Raw genomic sequence first — 16,903 nt, 5'->3', positions numbered from 1 at the left:
GGCACAGCTAACTCGTCGGCGAACGAGGCTGTCAGACATTGCGTGACGGGGTAACGCCCGCGACTCCGCATGCTGAAAAGGCACGGCGCCATCCCACGCGGATGGGCAGCGCCTGCCGACAAGCGCGAATGACAAGGCGTCTTCACGATCGGCCGTGAGCCTTTCCGTATCTTCACGTCCCCGAAGATTCCTGAATTGCTCCTCACCCTCTGCACAAAATCTGCAATCCGGCGCGGGATGTTTCCGCCATGAGCACGAACGACATCCAGCCGGGCGACCCATCCCCAGCTTTGCCGGAACGCCTGCGCAATGACGGGTGGTGGCTTGCACAGGAGCCTCAAGACTCGCCTGCCGCGGCGAGGTTGGGAAGCAGGCTCATCGTGATCGAAACGCAGCATCCGCAAGAGGAACAGCAATGGATACAGCCAATACTTTGACAGAACCGATGCCAACCAGACGCGGCAGCGGCCGAACTGTCGCGCTGCTTGCGCTGGTGGGATTTGCGGATTTTCTGATTTTTGGCCGGGAACTCGGGATAAACCTTTTCCTTTTCGCGCTCGCCGTCTTCGCGGGCATTCTGCTTTCGGCCAGGAGGAGACCTCGGCTTTCGATGGCGGCGTTCCTGCTCAGCTTTTCGATTCTGGCGTCGGCGCCCCTAGTGGAATCGCCTTCGCTGACTGGTGTTGCCCTTTGCCTCGGCGCGCTAATGTCGGTTGCGCTCATCAGCGCCAGGCTCCTCCCCCGCCGCCTGCCCGCCCTGCCCCTCGTATTCTTCCGTTTCGCCCTCGTCATTCCCCTGCGGCTTGCCGAAGATATCAGGAAGTCTCTTGCGACACCGGGAAAACGTTTCTCTTTCACCATGGTCCGACAGGGCGTCGGCCTCTGGATCATGCCGCTCATCCTCGCGGCGGTCTTCGTATCCCTCTTTGCAACTGCGAACCCGCTTATTGAAATCGCGCTACGCAGTATTGATTTTGCCGTTCTGCTGCAGTTTTTCGATCTTTGGCGGATCGGCTTCTGGATGATAACAGCCGTTGTCGTCTGGGCGATGTTGCGGCCGCGCCTGGAGCGTCGCGCCAAGAGGCCGCCGGCCGGCCGGCCGTTCATGATCGTGCCCACCAGGAATGCGCCGTTCGGTCATGCTTCGCTGCTGCGGTCGCTCATCCTGTTCAACGCGATCTTTGCCGTGCAGACGCTTCTCGATCTCGTCTATCTCTGGGGCGGCGCAGATCTGCCCGAGCACATGAGCCATGCCGAATATGCCCATCGCGGCGCCTATCCGCTGATTGCCACAGCACTTCTTGCCGCAGCTTTCGTCCTCGTCGCCATGCGGCGCGGCGGGCCCGGTGATCATAGCGCGCTGATCCGCGGCCTCGTTCAAGCCTGGATCGGCCAGAATGTCCTGCTCTGCCTGTCTTCGATGCTGCGGCTTGGACTTTATGTCGAGGTCTATTCGCTGACAGAACTGCGTGTCGCCGCCGGTCTCTGGATGGGTATCGTCGCCATCGGCCTTGTCTTAATCCTGCTGCGCATTCTGCTCAACCGATCCAATGAGTGGCTGGTCGCTGCGAATCTTGCCTCCCTGCTTTTGGTTCTCTACATCAGTTCCTTCGTCGATTTTTCGGCATTCATCGCCCGTTTCAATGTCGCCCACAGCCAGGAGATCAGCCAGGAAGGTCTGCCGCTCGACCTCTCTTATCTCTCCTCGCTCGGTCCCTCCGTCATTCCGGCGCTCGATCTCTATCTCCAGAAGCTGCCGAGCCACCTGATCGACCAAAGAAGCAAAGCGGTGACCGCTCGCTTTTACCTCGTCAGGCATTTTGAGATGCAGCCGCGCGACTGGCGGAGCTGGACCTTTCGGTCTGCACGGCTGGAGACCTATCTTCTATCTCCTGCAGCCATTGCAAGAGAGAACGAGAACGATGACAACAAGCAGGACAAACCAACACAGGACCGCTGATGGCGCCCCGCATTCTTGTCGTCGATGACGAACCTCACATCCGCGATGTGATCTGTTTCGCTCTTGAGCGTGCCGGTCTGATATCGACGGCCGTTCGCAACGGCACCGAGGCGATGGCGGCCTTCCGCCGCGGCAGCATCGATCTGATCATTCTCGATATCGGCATGCCGGATATGGATGGTCTTGAGGTCTGCCGCCAGATCCGCAAGACATCGGGATTGCCGATCCTGTTTCTTTCCGCGCGCGACGAGGAGATCGACAGAGTGCTGGGTTTGGAAATCGGCGGTGACGACTACGTCACCAAGCCGTTCAGCCCGCGCGAACTCGTTGCCAGGGTCAAGGCGATCTTGAAGCGCAGCGGCAACGAAGCGGAGCCTGAGAGGCGCCGCGCCATCTTTGTCGCCGGCGAGCTCAGCCTGGATCGCCTAGGCAGGACGGTCATGTTCGGGGACAGCGCCATTTCGATGACGGTGCTCGAATTCGCCATCCTGGACGCATTGTTGTCACGCCCCGACATGGTCTTTAGCCGCGAACGACTGATGGAGGCGGCCTATGGCGCCGGAACCTACGTCGCCGACCGCACGATCGACAGCCATATCCGCAACATCAGGGCCAAGTTCCTGGCGGCGGGCGGCCAGGGGATCATCGCGACGGTTCACGGCATCGGCTTCAAACTCGGCAGTGAAAGCGGGAGGAAGGCCTGATGCCGGCACCGAAAGTCAGGACGAAATGGCGCCCGACGCTGGCGCTGATCGTCTATGTCGTACTTCTCGCCGTCATGGCGTTGCCGATCCTAATCGTCATCTGGTTTCGCGCGGTCGAGGCGAGTTCGAACCGGATGGCGCCGGCGGAAATCGTCGCTCTCGCGGTTGTCGCCATGCTGACGCTCGCTATTGCCTATGTGCTGACGCGCACCATCACCGGCCCGATCGACGCCTTGATCGCCCGCACGGAAGAGATTGCCCGCGGCGGCAAGGGAGCAATCCGGCCGCTCGAAAGCTACGGAACGCGCGAGATCGCAGTGTTGTCGCAAAGCTTCCTCGATCTCGCCGGAAAACTGGTCGATCGCACCGAATATGTCGGCTCATTCGCGGCACATGTCTCCCACGAACTGAAATCGCCGCTGACGGCCATTCGCGGTGCAGCGGAGCTTTTGCGCGACGACGATGCCGAAAGGCCGATGACGAAAGCGCAGCGTTTACACTTTCTCGATAATATCGTCGCCGATGCAGCCCGGCTCGATGCGCTGTTGCAGCGGCTGAGAGAACTTGCGCAAGCGGAAACCCCGGTAGCCGAGGGCGAAAGCAACATCTCGGATATCCTGCCCGCACTGCGCGGGCAATTCCCCGCCCTTTATATTTCCGGGAAAGGCGATACGGAGACATCGGTTGCTCTTCCCCGGGAAGCAGCCGGTATCGTCTTTGCCAATCTCGCCGAGAATGCCCTTCAGCAAGGCGCCACGCTGTTGGAACTGAGCGTGTCGGCGGATGCCCGGGCAACCGTTATCTTAGTCCGTGACGACGGCGGCGGTGTTTCCGAGGCAAATCGCCAACGTATCTTTCAGCCGTTCTTTTCAACCCGCCGCGAACAAGGCGGCACCGGCATGGGTCTCGGCATCGTTCGCGCCATGCTGAGCGCCCATGGCGGTACGATCCGCCTGCTGCAGACGGCCGGCGCAGGCGCCGAGTTCGAAATCACCATACCCGTGTAATTCCCTTATGATTGGGAAGAGGTTCACTTGTGCCTGAAGATTGTTCCCACGTTGACCTTCTGGACCTGATGCCGACCGCAGGCTCGTAAGTAGGCGGATCAGTTGTGCGGTTTTATTGCCGTCAACGCCGCCTGCGCGATGATATCTGCAATGCGTTCGGACAGCGCCGGGTCGGAAACGGCGCGCGCAAGGGTGACACCGCCGCTCAGCGTGGCGAGAAGCAGGATCGCCTGATCTTCCCGGCTTGTTTCGGATCCGCCCTCCATCTTGTGCTCCGGCAGGCCGGCGGCAACTTCTTCGACGAGGCGTTTGATCTCCGCCGTATAGGCGCTTCGCGTTTCATCATCCGCGCGCATCACGTCGGGCGAAAGGCTCGGCAGAGCACAGCTCTCGCCCAAATCGCATGTTCTTTTATAACCGAGATAGTAGCTGACGAATGTCGGCAGCCAGTCTTTCGGCTGATTGGTCTTCAGCGCGGCGATTCCCTGCCGCAGATCTTGGAGCCCCTCCAGCACGGCCGTGCGAAAGGCTTCGGCCTTCGATTTGAAATGTCCGTAGAAGGCGCCGTTCGTCACGCCGGCGGCCTTCGTCAGCGCGTCGATTCCGGCGCCGCCATAACCGTCCTTGCGGAAGACCTGGCCCGCGGCTGTGATGACGCGGGCCCGGGTTTCCAGTTTGTGTTCGGCGCTGTAACGCATGAAAACCTCATTTAGAGAGCAATCTCTCTTTATTGCTTGCTAAGAGAGTGACCGGTGTGTATGTATAAAGAGTGATCGGTATATCAGAAACGGTCACGATTCAAAGAGGGAGATATCGGATGCCTATCACACTCACCGTGCCGGAGGGCCTGCTCTCGCCGGAGGCTCAGGCGCAAGCCTTTGCCGGATTGACGGACGCTTTGCTTGATGTCGCCGGTTTGACCGGCAACGCCTTCATGACCGCCAATGTCATCGGCACCATCAACGTGCTGCCGCGCGAGCACGTGCTGGCGGCGGGAAAGCCGATCGCCGCAGCATTCGTCGAACTTAAATTGCCGGAGGTCGCGCTGGCGAGCGCTGAAGCGAAGCAGGCCTTTATCGAAAAAGCGGCCGATGTCGTCGAGCAGGCCGCCGAAGGCCGGCTCAAGCGAGAGCATATATGGTCGAACATCGTCTATGCTCCCGAGGGAGCGTGGGGAATTGCCGGCGACAGCTATAGCAATGCCGACTTCGTCGGCGCCATCCAGCAAGCGGCCGCCGCGTCGTAACGTTGGCGGCGGATGTGCGAAACCTCAAACCTGACACAGCAATGCGCCGCCATCCGGCGGCGCGACGGAGCCAACCCATGCAGCTTGCCAACTATCTGTTCTTTTCCACCGGCTGCGAGGAGGCGCTCGCCTTTTATGCCGAATGCGGGCTTGGCCGGGTCACGCAATTGAAACGTCAGGGCGCAAATGGAATGCCCGTTGCCAGCGAAGCCATGAGGGGCAAGCTGATGCATGCGCGTTTCGAAGGACCCGGCATTCTGTTCTTCGCCTCCGACAATCACGATGCCGAGCCGATGCGAGGCTCCGCCCATATGCTGATCATGGATGACCGCGACAGGACCGAGGAGCTCTTCGCCCAGTTGGCCGAAGGCGGCAGGATAACGACGCCGCTGGCGGTCCAGCCATGGGGGAGCTATTACGGCAAGCTCACCGATCGTTTTGGCGTCCAGTGGATGCTCGATTGTCTCGTTTGAGCATATGCAGCGGCGGGCGCCCTCCCGCCTCGTGTCCGCTCATCACCGCGTGGTATAGCCGCCATCGATGACAAGCACTTCGCCGGTCACATAGCTTGCCGCCGCCGAGCAGAGAAACAGGGCAGCGCCCGCAACCTCCTCCGGCTGCCCGACTCGTCCCATCGGGGTCATGTTGCGCCAGGTCGGGAACCAGTCGGGGTTGTCGATCCCGCCGCGCGACAGATCGGTCTCGATATAGCCAGGCGCGATGGCGTTGACGCGGATATTCTCGGCGGCGACTTCGCTCGCCAGGCTCTTGGTCATCATATGAACCGCCGCCTTGGAGGCGTTGTAGGCGACCTGGTTCTGAGGAATGTTGGAGACGATGCCCGAAATCGAGCCGATATTGAGGATGGCGCCGCCGCCCTGGCGGCGCATGGGAGCGAGTGCCGCGCGGCAGGCGCGGAAGACAGCGTCGACATTGACGGTCATGATCTCGCGCCAAATGGCATCGGCGAATTCGCCGCTGTCGCCATGAATGGCGATGCCGGCATTATTGACGAGGATGTCGAGCCGGCCCGCCCGTGACAGCGTCTCCGTGACGAGCGCGTCGGCAGCATCGTCTTTCATCAGGTCGGCGACGATGAAATCGCAATCGACACCGGCCTTGGCGAGCCGATCTACCGCCGCCGCATTGCGGGCCCTTCCCGTGATGACAACTTTGGCGCCGGCCTCGCCGAGGGCCTCGGCGATCGCAAGCCCGATGCCGCGCGTGCCGCCGGTTACCAGCGCCACCTGCCCGTCCAGGCGAAATCTATCGAAGATCATGGTGGTCCCTTTCTGGTTTTGGGAAAGCGACGAGCGTTCATCAGATGTCGGTACTCTGCGGCAGGATGACGAGATCGCGGATTGTGACGTTGCGCGGGCGCGTCAGCATGAAGAGCACCGCTTCGGCCACTTCCTTCGGCTCCATCAAGCCGCCGGCGGCAAGTGCCTCATCCAGCTTCTCCTGCGGCCAATCGCTCAAAAGAGCGGTGACCACGGGGCCTGGCGCGACCGCCCCGACGCGCAGGCCATGCTTCGCCACCTGCCGCCGCAGCGTATGGACGAAGGCCTGCACCGCATGTTTGGAGGCTGTGTAGATCGGCTCCCATACCACGGGAACCAGACCGGCGACGGAGCTCGTTAGGATGATATCCCCGGTCTTGCGCTCGACCATATGCGGCAAGACGGCATGCACCGAACGGAATGCGGCGTTGATGTTCAGATTGAGCATCCGGTCCCAGGCGTCGGGATCGCCGCCAAGCACCTCGCCGCCGATATAGGAGCCGGCATTGGCGTGGAAAATATCCAGTTGGCCCGCCTTCGTCAGGATCTCAGGCATCATCCGCGCCACACCTTCCGGGTCGGTGAGATCGATGACCAGCGGAACTGCATTGGCGCCAAGCGCAGAGCAGATTTCCTTTAAGGCCTCCTCATTGCGATCGACCAGCACGACCCGAGCGCCGGCGACAAGCAAGGCCTTGGCGCATTCCAGGCCGATGCCCGATGCCGCTCCGGTGACGGCCGCGACTTTTCCAGACAGATCCTGTCCCATTTTCTTCCTCTGTTTTCTCAAGTGGTTAAGCGCGGCCGTGCGAAATTCGCGATCGGCGGGCTAGCGAGTCGACGATGACGGCGACGGCGAGGACGGCGCCGGTGATCATGTATCGAAGCGATGACGACAGATCGAGGAGCGTCAGCCCGCTGGCGATCGACTGGATGACGATGATGCCGAGAAGCGCCGAATAGGCGCTGCCCCGTCCGCCGAACAGGCTGGTGCCGCCGATGACCGCTGCGGCAATGGCGTTGAGATTGACGTCGCCGGTGCCGGCCTGCTGGCTTGCGGTCGCCAGCCGCGCCGCCGAAAGCACGCCGCCGGTCGCCGCAAGCAGGGCGCAGGTGACGAAGGCGCTCGCATAAATGCGCGACACATTGATGCCCGAGCGGCGGGCGGCCTCTCTGTTGCCGCCGACGGCTTGCATGGAGCGTCCCCATTTGGTGCGCGTCAGCGCATAGTTCATGGCGGCGACGAGCCCAACGAAGAGGTCGAACATCCAGGGAATGCCGCGCGACTGGTTGAGGTAGAAAGCAACCGCTTCCAGGGCGACGGTGATGACGACGGCGCGCAGCAACAATCCGCCGGTCGATTTCGCCGACAGGCCGGCTGCCCGGCGGCGCGCCGACGTGCGGTAGCTCGCAAAAAAGAAGGCGATGCCGGCAAGCGCCACCAGCAGATAGGCGACAGGGTCCGGCATGACCATGATCTGCCCGAAATTCACCAGCCAGGAGCCATAGGGGAGATTGATCGAGCCGGTCGCTCCCAGAATATAGAGCTGCAGGCCGAGAACCGCGAGCAGGCCCGATAGGGTGGAGACGAAGCTCGGCATGCCGAAACGGTTGAACAGGAAGGCGTAGAGCGAGCCGATCAGGGCGCCGACGATCATCGCGGCGAGGACCGCGAGCACCACCGGCCAGCCCTGATTGACCCAGAAGACGCCGACCAGCGCCGAGGCGAAGCCGCTGACCGAGCCGACCGAAAGATCGATCTCGCCCACCATCAGGATGCAGACGATGCCGAGCGAGATGACGCCGACCGTCGAGCAGTCGAACAGCATGTTGACGAGATTGGCGCTGGAGAGAAACACCGGATTGAGCGCCTGGAATACCGTCCAGATGATCGCCAGGCCGACAATGACCGGCAGCGAGCCGAGGTCGCCGGAGCGGATGCGATCCCAAAAGGCGCGGATCGAGCCGGCAAGACTATCGTCATGGCGCACTCTTTCGTCGCGCCGGTCGAGAAGTGCGGGTGCCGCCGGTTCATTCTGCAAGGTCTTCATCATGCCCTGCCCTCCTCGTTCTCTCGGCTTTGCGCCTTGCGGCGCGTGGCGCGGCGGGAGACGGAATTGTTGGATGCGCCGGTGATCGCGCTGACGAGCTCTTCATTGGAGGCATCCGGCATGAAGGTGCCGTTGTTGCGTCCGAGCCGAAGGACAACGATGCGGTCGGCGACCGCGCGCACATCCTCCATATTGTGGCTGATCATGATGACGGCGAGGCCGCGTTCACGCACGCGCTCGATCAGGTCCAGCACTTCGGCGGTCTGGGCGACACCAAGTGCTGCCGTGGGTTCGTCGAGCATGATCAGTTTCGGCTCGAGCAGCAGCGACCGCGCAATTGCCACCGTCTGGCGCTGTCCGCCGGAGAGCGAGGCGACGGGCTCGCGCACGCTGGGGATTCGGGCCGAAAGCTCGTTCAGAAGCTTCCAGGCGCGGATCTCCATGGCAACCTCGTCGAGCTGGAAGGGATTGAGCTCCTTGCCGAGAAAGATATTGGCGACGACGTCGAGATTTTCGCACAGCGCCAAATCCTGGAAGACGGTGGCAATACCGAGGTCGAGGGCAGCACTCGGGCTCGACAGATTTGCCTGTTTTCCCTCGAACAGGATCGTGCCCGAGCTCGGCTGATGCACGCCGGCCAGGATCTTGACCAGTGTCGATTTGCCGGCGCCATTGTCGCCGACGAGCGCCACGACCTCGCCGGCATGCACGTCGAGTTCGATATCGGTGAGCGCCGACACGGCCCCGAAGTGTTTCGATATTCCGCGCAGGCTGAGAACAGGCTGGCGGGAGCCGTCAGGAATATGAGAGGTTTCAGACATCGCCTGGCCTTTCCGAAGTGAAAACCGGAAGCGCGGCCGGCGTCCGGCCGCGCTTCCCCTTTGGTGCGATTACTTGGTGATGCCGAGCTTCTTGCAGCCGTCGGCATAGCGGCCGGTGCAGAGTTCCTCGGCGGTGTTGATCTTCTTGTCGATGATCTCGGCCTTGAGGTTTTCGGCGGTGACGACGGCAGGGACGAAGAGCTGCGCCGGCGTGTCGTAAAGCGTCATTTCGGCCTTGATCGTTTCTCCTGCCAAAAGCTTGACGGCGACGTCTGCCGCAGCCGCGGCGACGATTTCACTCGGCTTGGAGATCGTGTTGTACTGATCCCCCGATATGATCAGCTGCAGCGCGGCGATAGTCGCGTCATTGCCGGTCACCGGCGGCACGGGATCGACGCCGGCTGCCTTGAAGGCGGCGATGGCGCCGCCGCCGGTGCCGTCATTGGCGGCGACGACGCCGACGATCTGCTTGCCGAAGCGGGTGATCTGGCCGGCCGCCCATTGCTGCGCGTTCGCCGGCTGCCAGTTCGGCGTGTCGAATTCGGCAAGCGTCTTGTAGCCGCCGCTGGCAAGACCCTCGTGAATGCCGTCCTTGATCAGCCCGGCGGCCGCATCGGTGGGTGAACCATTTATCTGCAGGATGCCGCCGCCATCGGTCGGCACATTCTTCGCCTTCAGATGCTGGACGAGCGATTCCGCGATTGCCTTGCCGATCGCCTTGTTGTCGAAGGAGACGTAGAAATCGGCCTTGCCCTTCGGGATCGGGCGGTCATAGGCGATGACCTTGACGCCCTGGCTTTGGGCGAGCTGAACGAGAGAGGCGGCCGCTGCCGAATCCACCGGGTCGAGCACGATGACCTTGGCGCCCTGCGTGATGGCCGAGTTGAACTGCTGCTGCTGCTTGGCGATATCGGCATCGGCATTCTGATAGAGAACCTTGCAGGATGCGCAGAGCTTTTTCATTTCCGCGACGAATCCCGGATGGTCATGCTCTTCGTATCGGGTCGAGCCCTGGTCGGGCATGAGGAATGCGACCGTTGCATCCGCAACGGCGTTTTGCGCAAAGGCGGACGTCCCGCCAAGCAGGGAAAGGGCAAGTGCCGCGGCGCCTGCCGCTTTTGTCGAGTATTTCATCATTTCCGTCTCCTCCCATTGGAAAAATTGTGTAGCTTCGTCGTTGCAGTGTCTGTAGCTGCCGTTCGGTTGAACGACCCACCACGCTTGTCCCGGCGGTTTGCTGTTTTCTGAGGACAAGCGTCTCCTCTCGCGAACCGCGCGTTGCGCGCTCGCGTTCAAATCAGCGTCGGTTTTGGTTCCTCCTCCTCGTCCTCCCTATCGCCGTCTTCGGCGGATCGTTGCTTTCTACTCCCTGGAACCGTGCCTGTGCGGCTTCCTCAAGCCGCCTTCGCCACGTTGATATTGTCACCCAGCAACCGCCGGAAACGGGAAGGCGTCATGCCCTTTTCCGCGAGAAATTGACGGTTGAAGTTGGACAGGTTGTTGAAGCCGACCTCGAAGCAGATATCGGTGATCGACGCGTGGTCGTCGCTCATCAGGATCTGACAGGCGAGATTGATGCGCAGGCGTTTCACATATTGCACGAGCGACATGCCGGTATGCCGGCGGAAGGCGCGTGAAAAGGCGCCTGTGGACTGTTCGGCAATGCCGGCGAGATCGGCTTCGTCGAAGGATTTCGTCAGGTTCTCCCGGATATAGGCGAGTGCCTTGTTGATGCCGGCCGACATGTAGCCGGACGGATCGGGCAGATAGCTTGGGCTGGCGAGAAGCTGGGCATCCTGCGCCCGGCTGAGCAGGCCGACGATCATCATGAAGAGCTCGATGCGGCGCACGCCCTGCGCCTGCTGCACCTCGTTCATCAGCGGCGCCACCTGTCGGCTGGTGTCAGTGCCGAAGAGCACGCCGCGGCGCGACGCTTCGAGCACCGGCTCGAAGGGGCCAAGCTCGGCCAGCACCTTCATCGTGTCGCTGATAAAATTCTCGCTAAACTGGATGAGCTGGCATCGAAGCGGAATGCTCGACCCCTTCGGGACGTCGCTGATCCAGTTGTGGGGAAGATTGGGGCCGGCAAGCACAAGATTGCCCGGTTCGAACTCGCCGATGAAGTCACCGACGAAATAGCGTCCGGTTGTCGCCACCACGAGATGCAGTTCGTATTCCGGATGAAAATGCCAGCGAACCGTATGGTAGGGATAGCCATGCGCCTTCGTTGCGAAGGATTCGCCCGGCCTGATCTGAACGACTTCCAAGTCAGGTTCCATTGTTTCCTCCTCCGAGGACGGGTTCCAAGCCCGCACGCCAAATTCCCTTTTGGCTTTATTGTTGAAGGCGAGTGTAGTGGGCTCGTTTCAAGCCCGCCACCACGATTCCCGGTCAAAACTGATACTTTTTTGATGATTGATGCTGCGCAGTCGATGCAAAAGACAACCGCAACCCGCATTGGGTATCGTTCAAGTCGGATCAGGCAGCCAAAGCGGCAATAACGTTTCTGACCAATGCCGCCGAAGACAGCCGGCTCGTTGCGCAGCTCGGGGCACCGATCGCCCCGACACGCACCGACACGCCACCGCGCGCATTGGCGATCGCAAACATCGATTCGTCGGTCAGATCATCGCCGATGGTGATCGGGCAGCGGTCCTTGAATGGGTCGGACTGAAAAAACCGTTCCAGCGCATCGCCCTTGCTTGAGCGCGCCGGCCGCAGCTCGAAGACCATCTTGCCGAGTTGCAGCGCCCAGTTCGGCCCGGCGACCTTGGCATAGTGATGCATGCGCTCTTCGAGCACTTTTTCATATTCGGGCGCGAGCCGATAATGGGCGGCAACGGCCGCGCCCTTGTCCTCGATCAGCACACCTGGATAGTGTTCGGCTTCCTCGGTCAGGGCGTGCTTCAGCGCCTGAAATTCGGGACTGGCCTCGAGCGTGTGCATCCCGGCGGCACTTCTGATTTCCGCGCCGTGAAGGCCTGCCGTCGGAAATGCAAAGGGTTTGAACAGCGCGTCCGCATAGGCAAGCGATCGTCCGGTGACCAGCGCCAAGGCGCCGCCGAGCTTGTTCGACAGGCGGTGAAGCTGTGCGGGAAGAGCCTCCGGTACTTCGATCGCATCCGGCGTGGGCGCGAGATTGAGCAGCGTTCCGTCGATGTCGAGAAACATCGCCCAGCGTTCCGGTTCTTCCAAGACCAGTGAAAGCATTTCCTGGGTAGCGGCGTCGTCCTGCACGGCATTCTCCAAACTCTGCAATGATTGAAGCTAGGTCACGGGTCGACGAGGACAAGGTGAGGTTTCGGACGCCGGAACATCCGGGGCTAGTCCGCGTTGTATCTCACCGCCCGTTCGAGCCCTCGCCACGCAGAAGGTATTTTGATGGCCAAAAGCAGTTCCGAGCCCCGTGATGAGGTCAATGCCCCGTTGGCACATGGCGCGTTAACCCTGCCATTGGTGACGATCGACGATTACAACAACGAACTGCGTGACAAGGATGGTTTCGTTGGCGACAACGCCAACAAGAAGACTTTTCAAATGAAGCTCGACGACTGGAGAAAACGTGTCCGCAAAGTCGGGGACGACCCGATCGGCAAGACTGCGACGGCGAAGCTTTCCAAGAAAAAGATCGATGCCTTTCTGAAGGGCGACGATATGGAGGCAGCGGCATTGGTCATGGGGGCGGTGGAGGACTTCGCTCAGGATTTTGCCGATGTGATTGGGAAGTTCCTGAAGGATAAGCGCTGGGTGAAGACCGAACGGATCGTCGTCGGCGGTGGCTTCCGGCAGAGCCATTTTGGCGAGCTGACGATCGCCAGGACCATGGTCATCCTCAAGGCGGCCGGTATCGACGTCGAGGTCGTACCGATCGTTCATCACCCTGACGAGGCCGGACTGATCGGCGCGGTCCACCTGATGCCGCGCTGGATGTTCAAAGGTCACGAGGCGATCCTGGCCGTCGATATCGGCGGCACCAATGTTCGCGCCGGCGTCGTTAAATTCGGAAAGGATGACGTGCCGAACTTCGCGGATGCGAGCGTCTGGGAATCAGCGATCTGGCGTCACGCCGACGACGAGCCAAGTCGCACCGCAACCATCGAGAGGCTGGCCGCGATGTTGGAGGATCTGATCGGCAAAGCCGAGAAGGCCAATCTCAAGCCCGCGCCGATCATCGGGATCGCCTGCCCCGGCATCATCAAAGCCGATGGTTCCATCGAACGCGGCGGGCAGAACCTGCCGGGGGGAAACTGGGAGAGCGACAGCTTCAACCTTCCCGCCGCGCTGATGAAGGCCATTCCTGAAATCGGCGACGACAGCACATTCGTGATGATGCACAACGACGCCGTCGTGCAGGGATTGTCGCAAATCCCTTTTATGACTGACGTGTCGCGATGGGCCGTGCTGACAATCGGTACGGGCCTGGGCAATGCGCATTTTACCAATCGCGAGACAACGAAGGCGCGATAAGTCTCAGCGTCTACCTCCACGCTACGCCGCCAATCATAGGCTCGGTCGGCGTTGTCGCGCGTTATGGTAAATAACAGGTAAACAACGAGGATTTCCGCAGACGGAAGCAAATCCACCCATACGTTCCGTCAGGAAGGTTTGGCTTTTCGAATATGGAAATCAAATCGGGTTGGGCTGGCAGCAGATCTGCACATCGCAACGGTGCGAACGCTGTCGAGGATACCCGCCGAGATGTGATTCGCCTAGCCTGTCCCGTGGGATCTGCATGTTATCGTGACCGGCACGGCGTCGCCTCGCGCTCAACGCCGACATGTCAGGCTGACATATGATCCGAGACCTTCAGCGTGCTTCGGATGCCGCATGCGGGGCGGCGGCAGAAGGATGGAGCCCCCTCCCCCTTTCTCCTTCACGTCGGAAAAGATGGTGATAACGCCGGCGGGTTGTTCTCGGCGGGTTCAAATTGCGCTTATCTCTGCAGCGTTAAACAAGCCATGCGCAGACGAAAGATGGATTATGAACTTCAAGGGAATAAGCGCTCCGCTCAACGCCGGTCGTCTCGAACAAATGCTCGGCCTTGCCCCGTCACGCCGCGATCCTGAAACCCAGGATGCAAACGACAAGTCTTCCGGCAATGGACCCGTGCGCGGGCCGGAAACCGAAAACCTGTACCATGCGTCCGCCTATAAATGAGAGACTGATTGCTAATCCGCCTGCGCTCAGTGACAGAAATCCGTCTTCGGTGAGTCGGCGCCGATGCCGACTCGCATCGAGTATGTCGCGATATTTTGAAGGCTGGCTTCCGCGGATGTGGAGACGGCCGCTGTTGTCAGCTGACAACAGCGCTAAGATTCCGGAATTGCACATGATTTTTCTGTCGAATCCGGTTTGTTATCCATTCGCTAACCAAGAAATCGCTTGACGTCATTGCCAGACTCACGATCATTTGCGCAAAATTACCCGATTTATCAGGATTTGCGTGAATGCCGACCAAGGCCGCGATTGTTGAGAAAGCCAGGAGAGCGAGTCAAGTCTCGATCGACGAGACGATTGCCCAGGATTCGACGATGCTCAGCAGCCAGCTCCAAGTGCTGTTCGAGCGGTTGTTTTCGCCCGACGCCCGCAAATCGCTGCGGCGCTTCAGCAGTACCGAGGCCGCCAAGCTGCTCGGCGTCACCGACAGCTATGTTCGCCACCTCGCCGCCCAGTTGGAAACCATCAATCCCGAAAAGACGGCATCCGGCCGCCGGGTGTTCTCGCTTGAGGAAATCCATGCGATGCGCCAGCATCTCGGGCGCACCAAACCTTCCTACCTGCCGATGCGCCGGCCGGGTGATCATCTGCAGGTGATCGCTGTCACCAATTTCAAGGGCGGCTCCGGCAAGACGACGACATCCATCCATCTGGCGCAGTTCCTGGCGCTGCGCGGCTATCGCGTGCTTGCCGTCGATCTCGACCCGCAGGCGTCGATGTCGGCAATGCTCGGCTATCAGCCGGAATTCGACGTCGGTGAAAACGAGACGCTCTATGGCGCCATCAAATATGACGAGACACGCCGTGACGTCGCCGACATTGTCCGCCAGACCTATTTCCCCGGTCTCGATCTCATTCCCGGCAATCTCGAACTGCACGAGTTCGAACACGATACTCCAAAGGCCCTGGCCGACACCAAACGCGACGACAAGGACATGTTCTTCATGCGGGTCGGCAATGCGCTGCATTCGCTGGAAGAGAGCTACGACGTCGTCATCATCGATTGCCCGCCTACCCTCGGCTTCCTGACGCTGTCTGCTCTCTGCGCCGCCACGGCCGTGCTTATTACCGTTCATCCGCAGATGCTCGACGTCGCGTCGATGAACCAGTTCCTGACGATGACCTCCGACCTTCTGTCCGTGGTCAAGGAGGCCGGCGGCAATCTCGATTACGACTGGATGCGCTATCTCGTCACCCGCTATGAGGCCAATGATGGCCCACAGGCGCAGATTGTCGCCTTCCTGCGCAGCCTGTTCGGTGAGCGTGTGCTGACCTCGATGATGGTCAAGTCGACGGCGGTTTCGGATGCGGGCCTGTCCAAGCAGACGATTTACGAGGCGGGACGCGAGACGATGCATCGCCAGACCTACGACCGCGGCGTCGAATCCGTCGACAACGTCAATGCCGAGGTCGAGCAACTCATTCGCAGTGCATGGAGCAGGACATGAGCCCAAAAGGTCGCGATATCCTGAAAAGCATGGTCGGCGCCGTGGAGCCGGCACGGCCGGATGCGCAGAGCGCGCCGCTGCCGCATCGGCCCTCGGGCGCGGTCAAGGCGATGAACCTGTCGCTCGGACGATTGGGTGAGGAAGCGGCGGCCGCCAAGGCGCTGCGCGAATCGCTCGCCTCCGGCGACAAGGTGCTGGAGATCGATCCGGCTGCCGTGGAAATGTCCTTTATCCGCGACCGCATCCCGGTCGACCAGGATCCCGAGTTCGAGCGGCTGAAGCAGTCGATCCAGGAAAGCGGGCAGCAGGTTCCGATCCTGGTGCGGCCGGACCCTGTCAAGGCCGGGCATTACCAGGCCGCCTACGGCCACAGGCGTCTGCGTGCGGCGGCGGAAATCGGGGTTCCGATCAAAGCTGTGGTGCGCAAGCTGACGGATGAAGAACTGATCCTCGCACAGGGTCAGGAAAACGGCCCGCGGGTCGACTTGAGCTTCATCGAACGGGCGCTGTTTGCCCGACGCATGGATGAACATGGCTTCAACCGCGACATGATTGCCCAGGCGCTGGCGACGGATAAGCCGGAAACGTCAAGGCTGCTGCAGGTGGCGCAGACGATCGACCCCGAGATCATTCTGGCCATCGGTCCGGCGCCCAAGGTCGGGCGGCCGCGCTGGTTGGCCTTTGCCGAGAAATTCAGGGAGGCCGGCGGGCAGAAGAAGGCGCAGGCCGCAATCGGCGCCGCAGCTTTCCAAACCCTGGAGAGCAATAGCCGCTTCGACGCCATCTGGAAGGCGCTTGAAGAAAAGAGCGCGCCGCAGCGGGACGAGCAGACGCTTCGGACCCAAGGCGGCACGCAGCTTGCTTCGGTGACCCGCTCCGGGAAGACCTTTCGCATCTCCGTCAAATCGGCGGCGTTTTCAGAATTCCTGGCTCAGCGGTTGGTTGGCCTCGCCGCTGAGTTCGAAGAGGAAAATGAGGGAAAATGAGGCAGTTAGACCGATTGTCAGCTGACAATTCGGATAGGAGATAACGCGCAAAAGAAAAAAGCCCCCGAACGTCACCGTCACGGAAGCTTTCCTCGTAGTCTTGAACACCTCCGAGAATCGCACTTCCGAGAATCGCTGTCAAGAGTTTTTGGCGCCGTTTTGGCGAGCGGATTTCTTTTGCCT

The 16,903-nt window shown here is 60.9% G+C and carries 18 protein-coding genes; 10 read left to right on the top strand and 8 right to left on the bottom strand.

Annotated elements, in window-relative coordinates; all coding sequences use genetic code 11:
- Window positions 1-248 precede the first annotated feature (248 nt).
- Genes OS035_RS20250 through OS035_RS20235 form a run of 4 tightly spaced genes read left to right on the top strand, consistent with a single transcriptional unit; the run spans window position 249 to window position 3,671 of the window.
- Window positions 249-437, top strand: coding sequence for a hypothetical protein (locus OS035_RS20250; RefSeq protein ID WP_097626110.1), 189 nt, complete (start codon window positions 249-251; stop codon window positions 435-437).
- Window positions 416-1,960, top strand: a complete 1,545-nt coding sequence (locus OS035_RS20245; protein ID WP_310806168.1) for a DUF4153 domain-containing protein — start codon at window positions 416-418, stop codon at window positions 1,958-1,960. Before OS035_RS20250 ends, OS035_RS20245 begins: the two co-directional genes overlap by 22 nt.
- The gene (locus OS035_RS20240) at window positions 1,960-2,664 is read left to right on the top strand and encodes a response regulator (RefSeq protein ID WP_183779949.1); all 705 of its coding nucleotides are present in this window, start codon (window positions 1,960-1,962) and stop codon (window positions 2,662-2,664) included. The genes OS035_RS20245 and OS035_RS20240 overlap by 1 nt, the downstream gene beginning before the upstream one ends.
- Window positions 2,664-3,671, top strand: a complete 1,008-nt coding sequence (locus OS035_RS20235; RefSeq protein WP_183779947.1) for a sensor histidine kinase — start codon at window positions 2,664-2,666, stop codon at window positions 3,669-3,671. The genes OS035_RS20240 and OS035_RS20235 overlap by 1 nt, the downstream gene beginning before the upstream one ends.
- A gap of 98 nt (window positions 3,672-3,769) precedes the next feature.
- Here OS035_RS20235 and OS035_RS20230 read toward each other — a convergent pair whose 3' ends face one another.
- Window positions 3,770-4,369, bottom strand: a complete 600-nt coding sequence (locus OS035_RS20230) for a TetR/AcrR family transcriptional regulator (protein WP_097626106.1) — start codon at window positions 4,367-4,369, stop codon at window positions 3,770-3,772.
- A gap of 119 nt (window positions 4,370-4,488) precedes the next feature.
- Here OS035_RS20230 and OS035_RS20225 point away from each other — a divergent pair, with 119 nt between their 5' ends.
- Window positions 4,489-4,917, top strand: coding sequence for a tautomerase family protein (locus tag OS035_RS20225; RefSeq protein WP_183779944.1), 429 nt, complete (start codon window positions 4,489-4,491; stop codon window positions 4,915-4,917).
- Between the two features lie 77 nt (window positions 4,918-4,994).
- Window positions 4,995-5,390 (top strand): VOC family protein, encoded by a 396-nt coding sequence (locus OS035_RS20220; RefSeq protein WP_183855735.1) that lies wholly within the window; start codon window positions 4,995-4,997, stop codon window positions 5,388-5,390.
- Between the two features lie 42 nt (window positions 5,391-5,432).
- Here the strand turns inward: OS035_RS20220 and OS035_RS20215 are convergent, their stop codons facing one another.
- The 7 genes from OS035_RS20215 to otsB all read right to left on the bottom strand — a co-directional run bounded on the left by OS035_RS20215 (window position 5,433) and on the right by otsB (window position 12,327).
- Window positions 5,433-6,197: an SDR family NAD(P)-dependent oxidoreductase gene (locus tag OS035_RS20215; RefSeq protein ID WP_183779938.1), complete on the bottom strand. Its 765-nt coding sequence runs from the start codon at window positions 6,195-6,197 to the stop codon at window positions 5,433-5,435.
- Window positions 6,198-6,237: 40 nt separating this feature from the next.
- On the bottom strand, window positions 6,238-6,966 hold the full coding sequence (locus OS035_RS20210) for an SDR family oxidoreductase (protein ID WP_183779935.1): 729 nt from the start codon (window positions 6,964-6,966) through the stop codon (window positions 6,238-6,240).
- A 25-nt stretch (window positions 6,967-6,991) separates the two neighbouring features.
- Window positions 6,992-8,251, bottom strand: a complete 1,260-nt coding sequence (locus tag OS035_RS20205) for a sugar ABC transporter permease (RefSeq protein ID WP_331813998.1) — start codon at window positions 8,249-8,251, stop codon at window positions 6,992-6,994.
- Complete coding sequence (locus tag OS035_RS20200) at window positions 8,248-9,069, bottom strand: ATP-binding cassette domain-containing protein (RefSeq protein WP_183779929.1); 822 nt, start codon at window positions 9,067-9,069, stop codon at window positions 8,248-8,250. Before OS035_RS20200 ends, OS035_RS20205 begins: the two co-directional genes overlap by 4 nt.
- 69 nt (window positions 9,070-9,138) lie before the next feature.
- Window positions 9,139-10,203 (bottom strand): ABC transporter substrate-binding protein, encoded by a 1,065-nt coding sequence (locus OS035_RS20195; RefSeq protein ID WP_183780321.1) that lies wholly within the window; start codon window positions 10,201-10,203, stop codon window positions 9,139-9,141.
- Window positions 10,204-10,463: 260 nt separating this feature from the next.
- On the bottom strand, window positions 10,464-11,348 hold the full coding sequence (locus tag OS035_RS20190) for a helix-turn-helix domain-containing protein (protein WP_131711086.1): 885 nt from the start codon (window positions 11,346-11,348) through the stop codon (window positions 10,464-10,466).
- Window positions 11,349-11,547: 199 nt separating this feature from the next.
- Window positions 11,548-12,327 (bottom strand): trehalose-phosphatase, encoded by a 780-nt coding sequence (gene otsB / locus OS035_RS20185; RefSeq protein ID WP_183779926.1) that lies wholly within the window; start codon window positions 12,325-12,327, stop codon window positions 11,548-11,550.
- 123 nt (window positions 12,328-12,450) lie between these two features.
- On the opposite strand from otsB, the gene OS035_RS20180 reads away from it, so the two are divergent.
- From OS035_RS20180 to repB, 4 genes are all read left to right on the top strand, one after another.
- Entirely contained in the window at window positions 12,451-13,536 is a 1,086-nt protein-coding gene (locus OS035_RS20180; protein WP_183780318.1) for an ROK family protein, read from the top strand.
- 513 nt (window positions 13,537-14,049) lie between these two features.
- The gene (locus OS035_RS20175; protein ID WP_183779910.1) at window positions 14,050-14,226 is read left to right on the top strand and encodes a hypothetical protein; all 177 of its coding nucleotides are present in this window, start codon (window positions 14,050-14,052) and stop codon (window positions 14,224-14,226) included.
- Window positions 14,227-14,516: 290 nt separating this feature from the next.
- Window positions 14,517-15,734: a plasmid partitioning protein RepA gene (repA, locus tag OS035_RS20170; protein ID WP_183779908.1), complete on the top strand. Its 1,218-nt coding sequence runs from the start codon at window positions 14,517-14,519 to the stop codon at window positions 15,732-15,734.
- Window positions 15,731-16,720 carry a plasmid partitioning protein RepB gene (gene repB / locus OS035_RS20165; RefSeq protein WP_183779906.1) on the top strand — a complete coding sequence of 330 codons (990 nt, stop codon included), beginning with the start codon at window positions 15,731-15,733 and terminating at the stop codon, window positions 16,718-16,720. Before repA ends, repB begins: the two co-directional genes overlap by 4 nt.
- The last annotated feature ends 183 nt before the right edge of the window (window positions 16,721-16,903 follow it).

Origin of the sequence: Rhizobium sp. 268 (assembly GCF_036571585.1) — a bacterium.
In the GTDB taxonomy this organism is placed as follows: Bacteria; Pseudomonadota; Alphaproteobacteria; order Rhizobiales; family Rhizobiaceae; genus Rhizobium; species Rhizobium redzepovicii.
Note: the sequence above shows the minus strand (reverse complement) of the source record. Positions and strands in the feature narration are given on the sequence as shown.

Bases quoted from the DNA above. Each gene is read 5' to 3' on its own strand.
- OS035_RS20250 (WP_097626110.1), top strand. From the start codon at position 249: ATGAGCACGAACGACATCCAGCCGGGCGACCCATCCCCAGCTTTGCCG.
- OS035_RS20245 (WP_310806168.1), top strand. From the start codon at position 416: ATGGATACAGCCAATACTTTGACAGAACCGATGCCAACCAGACGCGGC.
- OS035_RS20240 (WP_183779949.1), top strand. From the start codon at position 1,960: ATGGCGCCCCGCATTCTTGTCGTCGATGACGAACCTCACATCCGCGAT.
- OS035_RS20235 (WP_183779947.1), top strand. From the start codon at position 2,664: ATGCCGGCACCGAAAGTCAGGACGAAATGGCGCCCGACGCTGGCGCTG.
- OS035_RS20230 (WP_097626106.1), bottom strand. From the start codon at position 4,369: ATGCGTTACAGCGCCGAACACAAACTGGAAACCCGGGCCCGCGTCATC.
- OS035_RS20225 (WP_183779944.1), top strand. From the start codon at position 4,489: ATGCCTATCACACTCACCGTGCCGGAGGGCCTGCTCTCGCCGGAGGCT.
- OS035_RS20220 (WP_183855735.1), top strand. From the start codon at position 4,995: ATGCAGCTTGCCAACTATCTGTTCTTTTCCACCGGCTGCGAGGAGGCG.
- OS035_RS20215 (WP_183779938.1), bottom strand. From the start codon at position 6,197: ATGATCTTCGATAGATTTCGCCTGGACGGGCAGGTGGCGCTGGTAACC.
- OS035_RS20210 (WP_183779935.1), bottom strand. From the start codon at position 6,966: ATGGGACAGGATCTGTCTGGAAAAGTCGCGGCCGTCACCGGAGCGGCA.
- OS035_RS20205 (WP_331813998.1), bottom strand. From the start codon at position 8,251: ATGATGAAGACCTTGCAGAATGAACCGGCGGCACCCGCACTTCTCGAC.
- OS035_RS20200 (WP_183779929.1), bottom strand. From the start codon at position 9,069: ATGTCTGAAACCTCTCATATTCCTGACGGCTCCCGCCAGCCTGTTCTC.
- OS035_RS20195 (WP_183780321.1), bottom strand. From the start codon at position 10,203: ATGAAATACTCGACAAAAGCGGCAGGCGCCGCGGCACTTGCCCTTTCC.
- OS035_RS20190 (WP_131711086.1), bottom strand. From the start codon at position 11,348: ATGGAACCTGACTTGGAAGTCGTTCAGATCAGGCCGGGCGAATCCTTC.
- OS035_RS20180 (WP_183780318.1), top strand. From the start codon at position 12,451: ATGGCCAAAAGCAGTTCCGAGCCCCGTGATGAGGTCAATGCCCCGTTG.
- OS035_RS20175 (WP_183779910.1), top strand. From the start codon at position 14,050: ATGAACTTCAAGGGAATAAGCGCTCCGCTCAACGCCGGTCGTCTCGAA.
- repA (WP_183779908.1), top strand. From the start codon at position 14,517: ATGCCGACCAAGGCCGCGATTGTTGAGAAAGCCAGGAGAGCGAGTCAA.
- repB (WP_183779906.1), top strand. From the start codon at position 15,731: ATGAGCCCAAAAGGTCGCGATATCCTGAAAAGCATGGTCGGCGCCGTG.